Here is a 9461-nt window from a genome sequence, read left to right as displayed (position 1 = left end):
CTTCAAGCGGGGCGAAGGTTCCATGGCCGGGACTTGCCGGTTGACCGGCGGATGTCGGCGACGCTTCGCCGGTCGGCAGAAATGACCGCACCGCGCCGGAACTGCCCCCCGTCCCAAGCATTGCCTTTCCAAAGCGGGAAAAAAGCTGCCGCCAAGACAACCCAAGGGCAATTCCATATGTCGGATGACATTCTGAGTTACATCCCCGCGCTACGTCTGTTCGCGCGGTCGCTCTGCGGTCGGTCCGGCGACCCGGACGATCTGGTACAGGACACGCTTCTGCGCGCCATCGAGAAGGTGGACTCCTACACCCCCGGCACCAACATGCGGGCCTGGCTTTTCACCATCATGCGCAACCGGTTCTACAGCCAGTGCATCAAGCTGGCGCGCGAACGACCGGGGGCCGAGGATTGCGCCTCCTCGGTCCCGATCAGCCAGCCGGTGCAATACTGGCACATGCGCGGCAAAGAGGTGGAGGCCGCCCTTCTGGACCTGCCGCAACCCTACCGCGAGGCCATTGTCCTGGTGCTGGTCACTGGCGAAAGCTACCTGTCCGCCGCCGAAATCCTGGGCTGCGACATCGGCACGATCAAAAGCCGGATCAACCGCGGCCGCCGCCAGTTGCGCACCGCGTTGGGCGAAGAGGTCTGACCGCCACCGGGCGGGTCGGCCGGGGAACAAATCACCCGCTGGGGCGTTGCCTTCCCCGATTGATCCATTCGAACCCGCAAGGAGACCATCATGAAGTCGCAGAATCTGGAAAAGCTGTTTCACGAAACCCTGAAGGACATCTACTACGCCGAACGCAAGATCCTGCGCGCCCTGCCCAAGATGGCCCGCGGCGCCCAGTCGCCCGACCTGAAGGCTGCCTTCGAGAAGCACCAGGAAGAAACCCAGGTCCAGGTCGAGCGCCTGCAGCAGGTGTTCGAGATCATGGGCAAGCCCGCGCGCGGCAAGACCTGCCCGGCCATCGACGGGATCATCGAGGAAGGCGAAGAGGCGCTGGAATCCTTTGCCGGCAGCCCGGCACTGGATGCCAGCCTTGTCGCCGCCGCCCAGGCGGTCGAGCATTACGAGATCGCCCGCTACGGCACCCTGGTCCGCTGGGCCGAGCTTCTGGACATGGGCGATGCCGTCAAGCTGCTGGACGCCACCCTGCAGGAAGAGGGCGCGACCGATAAGGCCCTGACCGATCTGGCGGACAGCTCGGTCAACCAGGCGGCGTTGCAGGCAGCCTGACGGACTTCGGCCCGGCCTGGGCGCTCCCCCCGACGGGCATGAAGGTGAACGGCCCCGCGCACCCCCCGCGCGGGGCCGTTTTCCGTCGATCAGGCGCGGCGCTTGCGGCGGCTCTCGCCCATGCCCGGCGCGGCGGCAATGCTGCCGCTTCCGATGGCCGCCAGCCCCGCGCCGGTTTCCGGGTCGCTTTCGGCCCCTTCGGCGCCGGCCTGCCACAGGGGACCTTCGTCCTCACGGTCCAGCTCGGCCTGCGCCTGCAGCCAATTCGCCTCGGCCCGGCCCGCTGGCGCGCCCTCGTCCAGCCAGATCTCATAGGCCCGCTGGCGGATGCGGGCTTCCTGGTTCTGCGTCATCTGATCCTCCGTTCGCTACGAAAGCCGGCAACAGGCAAGGGGCGGGTTTGTTCCGCGCCGCCCCCGGGAACAAAGCCCCAGACGCAGGGTTGGTCGCTCCAACCCGCCCGAAGGAGGCTGACCCGAATGACCAAGACCGACATCCCGAAGAACGAGGACCTGCGCCGTCCCGCGCCGAACGTGATCGACCAGCGTCAGCAACAGATCGACCCGGCCGGCCAGCACCGCGTGGACCCTGACCACCGCCCGGACACCAACCGCAAGCAGCCCGGCGGATCGCCGCAGGAGGACTGACATGACCGACTATCCCAAACCCCCGTTTCCCCCGCAGACGCAAGAGCTTCCCGGCAGCTTCATCCCCATGCAGCCCCGCCCCGACCATGGCGAGACCTCGTGGCGCGGAGCGGGTCGGCTGCAAGGCAAGGTCGCCCTGATCACCGGGGCCGACAGCGGCATCGGCCGGGCCGTCGCCATCGCCTACGCCCGTGAAGGCGCGGACATCGCGCTGTGCTACCTGTCGGAGACCGAGGACGCCGCCGACACCGCCCGCATGGTCGAGAACGCCGGCCAAAGCTGCCTGAAGCTGGAGGCCGACCTGTCCGACCCCGACGCTTGCCGCATGGTGATCGAACGGACGGTGCAGGAATGGGGCCGCATCGACATCCTGGTCAACAATGCCGCCCACCAGACCGTTTGCGAAAAGCTTGAGGATCTGACTGCCCAAGAATGGGACAAGACCTTTGCCGTGAACATCCACGCGATCTTCCACCTGGTAAAGGCGGCGGTGCCCAGCATGCGGCCGGGCAGCTCGGTCATCAACACGACCTCGATCAATGCCGACAAGCCGAACCCCTCGCTTCTGGCCTATGCCACGACGAAGGGCGCGATCCAGAACTTTACCGCCGGGCTGGCGCAGATGCTGGCCGAACGCGGGATCCGGGTGAACTGCGTCGCGCCCGGTCCGGTCTGGACCCCGTTGATCCCCGCCTCGATGCCCGCCGAGAAGGTCGCGCATTTTGGCGAGGACTATCCGATGAAGCGCCCGGCCCAGCCGGTGGAACTGGCCTCGGCCTATGTGATGCTGGCGGAACCCATGTCCAGCTATGTCTCGGGCGCGACCATCGCCGTGACCGGCGGGAAGCCGCTGCTCTAGGGCGCTGGTGGGGAAGCCGGAACAATGCTGCCGCTGGCGGGTTGTGGGGGCGTGACCGTCCCTGCAACGCGAAAGGACCAGGCATGCATAACCCTCCACCCCCTCATGATGGCACCACGGGCCGGACCGACGCCGGTCGCCCCACTGGCGTCCGCACCCGGCAGACCAGCATGTGGCTGGTGTTTGCCGTACTGGCGGCCATCATCGTGGTGATCCTTGCGGTCAGCTTTGACCGGACCCCCGACCCGGCTACGACCGCAGCCGAACCCGCAGCCGACGGGGCGGGCGAACCAGCGGCAACCTCCGGCACGGCCGGCACCGCCGATACCGGCACCGCGACTGGCGGCACCACGGCCGGCACCGGCACCGAAGCGACCACCGGAACGGGCACGACCACCGACCCGGCGGCCCCTGCGGCCACCCCGGTTCCGTAGACTACGCCCACACAACAAAACGGCCCGGCACCCTTCAGGGGCCGGGCCGTCTCCTTTGGCCAACGCGCGCAGCCTTAGCGGCCGGCCGGCATGTCCATTTCCTTGCGGGTCAGGAACTGGCGGGTAATCTCGCCCGAGTGGTTGGCCAGCCAATCCGCCATCGCCTCTTCCTCGGCCAGACAGCGCCGGAACACCTCGACGGCCTGGGTATCGCTGAGCAGCCCCGCCGCCGCGATCAGAATGCGGTAGGATGCGATCTCCATATGCTCGAAGGTGTAGCTCGCCAGCGAACCCTTCACCACCTCGTCCGAGGCGAACATCCCGCTCATCGCCTGGCCCACGGCCGTCAGCTTGCCCATGGCGTCCTTCACCATGGAGGCAGACTCGCCATAGCCGTCCAGCAGCCGCCGCAACTCGCTTTCCTGGCCCTCGGTCTCGGCGATGTGCTGCTCGATCCGCGCCCGCAGTTGGGGATAGTGCTCCAGCCGGTTGACCATCCCCTGCATCATGGTCAGGGCCTGTTCCTCCATGGCATGGGCATCGCGCAGCCAGCCGATGTAAGTCTCGCGCATCTGTTCCATTATGATTTCCCGTCCGGTCAAAAGAAACCGGGCCGCCACCCGAGTGCGGCGGCCCGGCAAGGTTGATCGCCTTAGCGGCGCGACGACGATCGCGAGCTGCCGCGCCGGTCGTCGTCGTCGCGACGTTCCCAGCCACGGCGGGCCGCTTCGGCATGACCTTCGCGGTCACCGAACCAGCCACCCTGGTTGCGGTCATCGCCCCGACCACCGCCACCGCCGCGCGACGAACCCCGGCGGTCGTCGTCGTCACTGACGAAGCGGCCATATTCATCCCGTTCACGGTCGTCCGAGCCACGGCCCCGGGCGCTGCTGCCGCCGCGCGAAGAACCCCGGCGGTCGTCGTCGTCACTGACGAAGCGGCCATATTCATCCCGTTCACGGTCGTCCGAGCCACGGCCCCGGGCGCTGCTGCCGCCGCGCGACGAGCCGCGACGGTCGTCGTCGTCACTGACGAAGCGGCCATATTCATCCCGTTCACGGTCGTCCGAGCCACGGCCACGGGCGCTGCTGCCGCCGCGCGAAGAACCCCGGCGGTCGTCGTCGTCACTGACGAAGCGGCCATATTCATCCCGCTCACGGTCGTCCGAGCCACGGCCACGGGCGCTGCTACCGCCGCGCGAAGAACCCCGGCGGTCGTCGTCGTCACTGACGAAGCGGCCATATTCATCCCGTTCACGGTCGTCCGAGCCACGGCCACGGGCGCTGCCACCGCCGCGCGAAGAACCCCGGCGGTCGTCGTCGTCACTCATGAACCGCCCATACTCGTCCCGCTCACGGTCGTCCGAGCCACGGCCACGGGCGCTGCTACCGCCGCGCGAAGAACCCCGGCGGTCGTCGTCGTCACTCATGAACCGGCCGTATTCGTCCAACTCCCGGTCGTCCGAGCCGTTACGCCCACCCCGGCTGCTACCGCCGCGCGACGAACCTCGGCGGTCGTCGTCACTCATGAACCGGCCATACTCATCACGCTCACGGTCGTCCGAGCCACGGCCGCTCCCGCTGCGCGAGCTGCGGCCACCGTCGCGGTCGTCATAAGCCCTGCGGCGTTCCCAGCCCAGGCGGGCCGCTTCGGCGTGGCCCTGGCTGTCTCCGAACCAACCCCGGTCGTCGTCGTCATTGCGGCCGCGCGACGACCGCCGGTCATCGTCCTCGTACCGGCTGGAGCTGCGACCCCGGCTGGAGCTGCCGCCCCGGTCATCATAGTCATAACGGCCAGAGCCAGAGCCAGAGCTGCGGCCACGGCTGCCACCGCCGCCACGCTCATCGTCACTCATGAACCGACCACGGTCGTCACGTTCGGGGGTGTTTGAGTTTCTTGGCATTCTATCCTCCTCGATTGCCATGAAATGCCGCAAGCGCGGCTGTCGAGCGTGGGGGTTTGCCTCCCACGCGGTCTTGCAGGCAGCCAACTGCCGTCCCAGGCTGTCCGGCTTGATGCCCTCGGCCCTGGCCTTCGCCAGAAACGGCCCTTCGACCGCCTCGGCGCGCTGGAAAAGTTCCTTCGCCCAACGCGATGCCAGGCCAAGCCGGGCACGTTCGATCTCTCGGCCCATCGACGGCGACGGGCGCAACAGGAGAGCGACACAATCCATCTGCAACGCGCCTTCGGCGAGGCTGCGCTCCGAGGTCTGCCCCTGCCCGCCGCCCGCTTCGCCCAGCGCAAAGACGGTGTCGTCGATGCGGCCCTGCATCCGGGTCAGCAATTCCCAGGCTTCCGCCAGACGGGTGGTGGACTGCGCTTCAGCCTGGACCCCGCGGTCCAGAAGCTGGCGCACCGTCTCGCGCTGGCTGCGCAAAAGGCGCAGCGGATCCTGCGGCTGGCCGCCCTGGGACTGCGAGCCTTCGCTGCCACCGGCAGGCATGCCTTGCGCCTTGCCCTGGTCGGCGCGTCCCTGGGATTTGCTCTCGGTCGTGGTGGATTTATCCCCCGTTTCGCCGTCCGACGGGGTGGAGGATTGTGGACTGGATGTGGTCGTGCGGGCCATGCGGTTCCTCCCTCTTGGAGGCAGTTGAACCGTGCCGCGCGGGGCATTGTTCCCCGAGGAATGCCCCGGCACCGGAAACTGACCGGCTCAGGTGATCCATTCGGCGTGAAGCCGCGTATCGATAAACTGGAGGGTCAGAAACTGCGGTCCTCCCACCTTGCGGGGGAGTGAAGATGGAAGACGGCAAGGGCCCGCTGGGTGTTCTGGATGGCGAGATGTCGGCCACGCTGCAGCAACTGGTCGACGAAATCCGCCAGCAGCCGGTCAGTGACCGCCTCCGCGAACTTAGCCTGCAACTGCAAGAGGCACTGGCCCGCGCCCGGTCGGCCAAGGGCGAATAACTGCCCCCCGCACGATTTCCGGGAACAATTTCGTGATCTGCCGGTTGACACCCGATGGGGGCGCTTTCTGTTGATGGCTGGCGCCCGGCATTAGCACGATTTTTCGGGGGCGGGCGTGACGGCGACAGATGTGGGGGTACGGCGGCTGATCCCGGACGTGGATTGGTCGACAACGGCGCTTGGACCCCGAGAGGAGTGGCCGCCCTGCCTTGCGGCGGCCTTCAGCACCATTCTGGCCAGCGATGCGCCGATGCTGCTGCTTGCCGGACCCGAGCATGTCCTTTTATGGAATGCGGCCTGGAAGCGTCTGGTGGACGGCGCCTCGCACCGCGACCTTGGGCGGCTGCGGCTGCGTGACATGCCCCAGTTGCAGGCGTTGCAGTCGCTGGTGCAGGCCGTGCAAACCGATCCCACTCAGCGTGGGGCGCGTGCCCTGCTGTTGGGCGGATCGCCGCACGATGTCTTGGCCGTGCCCCTGCGCTGTCCCGACGACCTGCTGCGCGGGATCCTGATCATAATGACCCCTTCCCCCGCGTCTGACGGGCTGGACGATCCCGGCCGCTTTGCCGCCATCGTGGCCTCGGCCGATGATGCGATCCTGTCGGTGGACCGGGATCTGCGCATCGTCAGCTGGAACGGTGGGGCGCGGCGGCTGTATGGCTACGACGCCGACGAGGTGCTGGGCCAGCCCGTCTGGATGCTTTCCCGCCGCCCCGACGAGGATCGCACCGCGCTTGACCTTGTGCTGCGCGGGCAGCGGCAACCCTCGCGCAACGTGGTCCGCTGGCGCAAGGATGGCAGCGTCGTGCATGTGTCGCTGGCGGTATCGCCGGTCCTTGACCCCCAGGGCCAGATCATCGGCGCAGCCCATATCGCCCGCGACGGCACCGCCAGCCACGACGTGGAGCGTCTGCATCGCCTGCTGGTCGGCGAGATGAAGCATCGCGTGAAGAACATCCTGTCCACCGTCCAGGCCATTGCCCGCCAGACGCTGGGCAGCGAGCGGACCGCGGCCTATGAGTCGTTTGAAAAGCGCATCCTGGCCCTGGGCCGGGCGCAGGACCTGATCACCCGCGACACCAGCGAGGGGGTGGACCTTCAGGCCGTGGTCGCCGCCGTTTTGTCACCCTTCCCGCAAGGCCAGATCACCCAGGACGGACCCAACCTGCGTTTCTCGTCGCGCGCGGCGGTCGCTCTGACCCTGGGCCTGCACGAACTGGCGACGAACGCGCTGAAATACGGCGCGCTGTCGCTGCCGGACGGTCAGGTGCGTGTGACCTGGAGCGTGAACGCAACCCCGGTCGAGACCTTCGTCCTGCACTGGCGCGAAAGCGGCGGCCCACCGGTTGCCCGAACACAGCACAAGGGCTTTGGCTCGGTCCTCATCCTGGACGTGCTGGCGGCGGAATTGCAGGGCGAGGTCGACCTGCGTCTGCAGCCAGATGGCGCGGAATGCGACATCACCGCACCGATGGCCGCCGTGCGGGAACAGGTGCTATGACGGCGCGGCCTCGGTCAGCCACAGCCTGAACCAGGGGCCATCCCCATCCCCGATCTGGCACAGGGGCTGCGAAGCACCGGCCGGGCCCGCCGTTGCCGGCTTCGTCCCGGCGGCCCCGAACCCGGCGCCCCCGAACCCGGCGACCGCGCGCAGGCAACCGGCGTGAAAGACCCAGTCGACGGTCAGGGCCTGCGGGCCGATCACCGCCACCCGCGTCGCGGCAGCCCGACCCGAATCGAACAACGGCAGCAAGACCCGCCGCCGCAGGTCCAGCAGGTGCTGCGTCAGGTTCAGCCAACTGTCCTGGTCGGGCGCAGCCTCGGCATAGGGATGGGCCAGCCCGGCCGTCGCCGGATCGAACGGGTCCAGCATGTCGCGTCCACCGCCCGGCAGATCGCCGAACTGCTCGCGCCTCCCCTCCAGCATCTTCTGCGCCGCGCTGCCGCCATAGTCGCCGAACCACGGAAACGGCGCGCGAGAGCCACATTCCTCGCCCATGAACAGAAGTGGCACATAGGGCGCGGTCAGCAACAGCGCGTGCGCCACCTGCGCGCGCGCAGATCCCACAAGGCTGACCAGCCGCTCGCCCCGGGGCCGGTTGCCGGCATGGTCGTGGTTCAGGTTGAAGTTCACGAAGGCACTGGCGGGCAGATGGGCCGACGGTTGTCCCTTGGCGGTGCAGCCGTCCGGGCGGACCTGGCCCTGCATCGCCTGCCCATCACGCAGGGCCAACGCCAGATCCTGCAACGGCTGCGGGGTGTAGTCAGCGTAATAGCCAAAGCTTTCACCCGTCAGCAGGACATGCAGCGCGTGGTGATAGTCGTCGTCCCAGTTGGCATCGTACAACCCTTGCGCCGGCTCATACAGCGCGGTGCCGTTCCGGCAATCCTCGGCCACCAGATGCACGTGGGGGAATTCGGCCCGCAACGTCCGCGGCAGCTCTTCCTCGATGGGTGGCGCGGACAAATCCTCCATCTCGTGGATCGCGTCGAAGCGCAGTCCGTCAAAGTGATAGTCCCGCAGCCAGTGCCGTGCGCAGTCCAGAAAGAAGGCGCGCACCGCGGGGCGCGTGTAGTCGATCTTCTGGCCCCAATCGTTTTCCTCGTCGCGAAAGAATTCGGGGCAGATCTTGCTCAGCACATTCCCCTTCGGGCCGAAATGGTTGAACACGACGTCCAGATAGACCGACAGACCCAAGCCATGCGCGGTGTCGATCAGCCCGGCCAGATCCTCGGGGCCGCCATAGCTGTCCTGCGGCGCATAGGGCAGCACGCTGTCATAGCCCCAGCCGCGCGTGCCGGGGAACTGGCCCAGCGGCATCAGCTCGATCGCGGTGACGCCCAGGTCGGCCAACCGGCGCAACTCGGGCGCACGGGCAGCGGCGGCGAAGGTGCCGGCGGGGGTGAAGCTACCGACATGAACCTCGGCAATGACCTGACGCGCAAATGGCGTTGGAACACGTCGCGCGGACCGATCCGCCAGCCGCCGCAGGTCGCGCAGCACGGAATGACCCTCGACCCCGCCCCATTGGTGGACCGACGCAGGATCGGCAAAGCGCAGATCGCCGGCGCGGAACCGATAGACCGCCCCCTCGGGTGCCCGCGCCCGCAGCCGATGGACGCCATCCTCACCCCGCTGCATCGGCAGGGTCGCGCCCTCCAGCTCCAGCATGATTTCGGGACAGGACGGGGCCCAAAGCGCAAAACTCCATTCGTTCGGCCCGGTTGGTCGCACACCCCAGAACTCTGCCCCTGCGGTTCGCGCCAACAGATGCACCTGCGCCCCGGTCCAATCGCCCCCTGAACGGTCGTCCATGATCCTTCTGCCCCCGTGCTGACCTTGCCATTGTCAATGCGCGGGCAGGACGATTGTTC

General features: G+C 67.7%; 11 protein-coding genes. 7 read left to right on the top strand and 4 right to left on the bottom strand.

The window, feature by feature from the left end; genetic code table 11:
* Nucleotides 1-177 precede the first annotated feature (177 nt).
* Nucleotides 178-651 carry a sigma-70 family RNA polymerase sigma factor gene (locus CXR42_RS11035; RefSeq protein ID WP_103257579.1) on the top strand — a complete coding sequence of 158 codons (474 nt, stop codon included), beginning with the start codon at nt 178-180 and terminating at the stop codon, nt 649-651.
* 90 nt (nt 652-741) lie between these two features.
* The gene (locus CXR42_RS11030) at nt 742-1239 is read left to right on the top strand and encodes a YciE/YciF ferroxidase family protein (RefSeq protein WP_103257578.1); all 498 of its coding nucleotides are present in this window, start codon (nt 742-744) and stop codon (nt 1237-1239) included.
* Nucleotides 1240-1328: 89 nt separating this feature from the next.
* On the opposite strand, the gene CXR42_RS11025 is transcribed toward CXR42_RS11030, so the two are convergent.
* Nucleotides 1329-1592 (bottom strand): DUF2934 domain-containing protein, encoded by a 264-nt coding sequence (locus CXR42_RS11025; protein ID WP_103257577.1) that lies wholly within the window; start codon nt 1590-1592, stop codon nt 1329-1331.
* 126 nt (nt 1593-1718) lie between these two features.
* Between CXR42_RS11025 and CXR42_RS19550 the strand changes: the two genes are divergently transcribed.
* The 3 genes from CXR42_RS19550 (at nt 1719) to CXR42_RS19545 (ending at nt 3179) form a co-directional block, all read left to right on the top strand.
* A complete protein-coding gene (locus tag CXR42_RS19550) occupies nt 1719-1886 on the top strand; it encodes a hypothetical protein (RefSeq protein ID WP_180996035.1) in 168 nt (55 codons plus the stop codon).
* Between the two features lies 1 nt (nt 1887).
* Nucleotides 1888-2745: a glucose 1-dehydrogenase gene (locus CXR42_RS11020; protein WP_103257576.1), complete on the top strand. Its 858-nt coding sequence runs from the start codon at nt 1888-1890 to the stop codon at nt 2743-2745.
* A gap of 83 nt (nt 2746-2828) precedes the next feature.
* The gene (locus tag CXR42_RS19545) at nt 2829-3179 is read left to right on the top strand and encodes a hypothetical protein (RefSeq protein ID WP_180996034.1); all 351 of its coding nucleotides are present in this window, start codon (nt 2829-2831) and stop codon (nt 3177-3179) included.
* A gap of 74 nt (nt 3180-3253) precedes the next feature.
* Here CXR42_RS19545 and CXR42_RS11010 read toward each other — a convergent pair whose 3' ends face one another.
* Complete coding sequence (locus CXR42_RS11010; RefSeq protein ID WP_103257574.1) at nt 3254-3760, bottom strand: ferritin-like domain-containing protein; 507 nt, start codon at nt 3758-3760, stop codon at nt 3254-3256.
* A 71-nt stretch (nt 3761-3831) separates the two neighbouring features.
* Entirely contained in the window at nt 3832-5745 is a 1914-nt protein-coding gene (locus CXR42_RS11005) for a hypothetical protein (protein ID WP_146038049.1), read from the bottom strand.
* 173 nt (nt 5746-5918) lie between these two features.
* Between CXR42_RS11005 and CXR42_RS19540 the strand changes: the two genes are divergently transcribed.
* Nucleotides 5919-6086, top strand: coding sequence for a hypothetical protein (locus CXR42_RS19540; RefSeq protein WP_180996033.1), 168 nt, complete (start codon nt 5919-5921; stop codon nt 6084-6086).
* Nucleotides 6087-6201: 115 nt separating this feature from the next.
* Nucleotides 6202-7587, top strand: a complete 1386-nt coding sequence (locus CXR42_RS11000; RefSeq protein WP_146038048.1) for a PAS domain S-box protein — start codon at nt 6202-6204, stop codon at nt 7585-7587.
* Here CXR42_RS11000 and CXR42_RS10995 read toward each other — a convergent pair.
* The gene (locus CXR42_RS10995; RefSeq protein WP_103257571.1) at nt 7582-9402 is read right to left on the bottom strand and encodes an alpha-amylase family glycosyl hydrolase; all 1821 of its coding nucleotides are present in this window, start codon (nt 9400-9402) and stop codon (nt 7582-7584) included. The genes CXR42_RS11000 and CXR42_RS10995 overlap by 6 nt on opposite strands.
* Nucleotides 9403-9461 lie beyond the last annotated feature (59 nt).

Source organism: Tabrizicola aquatica (assembly GCF_002900975.1).
In the GTDB taxonomy this organism is placed as follows: domain Bacteria; phylum Pseudomonadota; class Alphaproteobacteria; order Rhodobacterales; family Rhodobacteraceae; genus Tabrizicola; species Tabrizicola aquatica.
This window is presented reverse-complemented; position numbering and strand designations above follow the sequence as displayed.

What these genes read in the sequence shown, in the direction of transcription:
- CXR42_RS10995 (WP_103257571.1), bottom strand. Translation starts at nt 9,402, where the DNA reads ATGGACGACCGTTCAGGGGGCGATTGGACCGGGGCGCAGGTGCATCTG.
- CXR42_RS19545 (WP_180996034.1), top strand. Translation starts at nt 2,829, where the DNA reads ATGCATAACCCTCCACCCCCTCATGATGGCACCACGGGCCGGACCGAC.
- CXR42_RS11010 (WP_103257574.1), bottom strand. Translation starts at nt 3,760, where the DNA reads ATGGAACAGATGCGCGAGACTTACATCGGCTGGCTGCGCGATGCCCAT.
- CXR42_RS11030 (WP_103257578.1), top strand. Translation starts at nt 742, where the DNA reads ATGAAGTCGCAGAATCTGGAAAAGCTGTTTCACGAAACCCTGAAGGAC.
- CXR42_RS11020 (WP_103257576.1), top strand. Translation starts at nt 1,888, where the DNA reads ATGACCGACTATCCCAAACCCCCGTTTCCCCCGCAGACGCAAGAGCTT.
- CXR42_RS19540 (WP_180996033.1), top strand. Translation starts at nt 5,919, where the DNA reads ATGGAAGACGGCAAGGGCCCGCTGGGTGTTCTGGATGGCGAGATGTCG.
- CXR42_RS11035 (WP_103257579.1), top strand. Translation starts at nt 178, where the DNA reads ATGTCGGATGACATTCTGAGTTACATCCCCGCGCTACGTCTGTTCGCG.
- CXR42_RS11025 (WP_103257577.1), bottom strand. Translation starts at nt 1,592, where the DNA reads ATGACGCAGAACCAGGAAGCCCGCATCCGCCAGCGGGCCTATGAGATC.
- CXR42_RS19550 (WP_180996035.1), top strand. Translation starts at nt 1,719, where the DNA reads ATGACCAAGACCGACATCCCGAAGAACGAGGACCTGCGCCGTCCCGCG.
- CXR42_RS11005 (WP_146038049.1), bottom strand. Translation starts at nt 5,745, where the DNA reads ATGGCCCGCACGACCACATCCAGTCCACAATCCTCCACCCCGTCGGAC.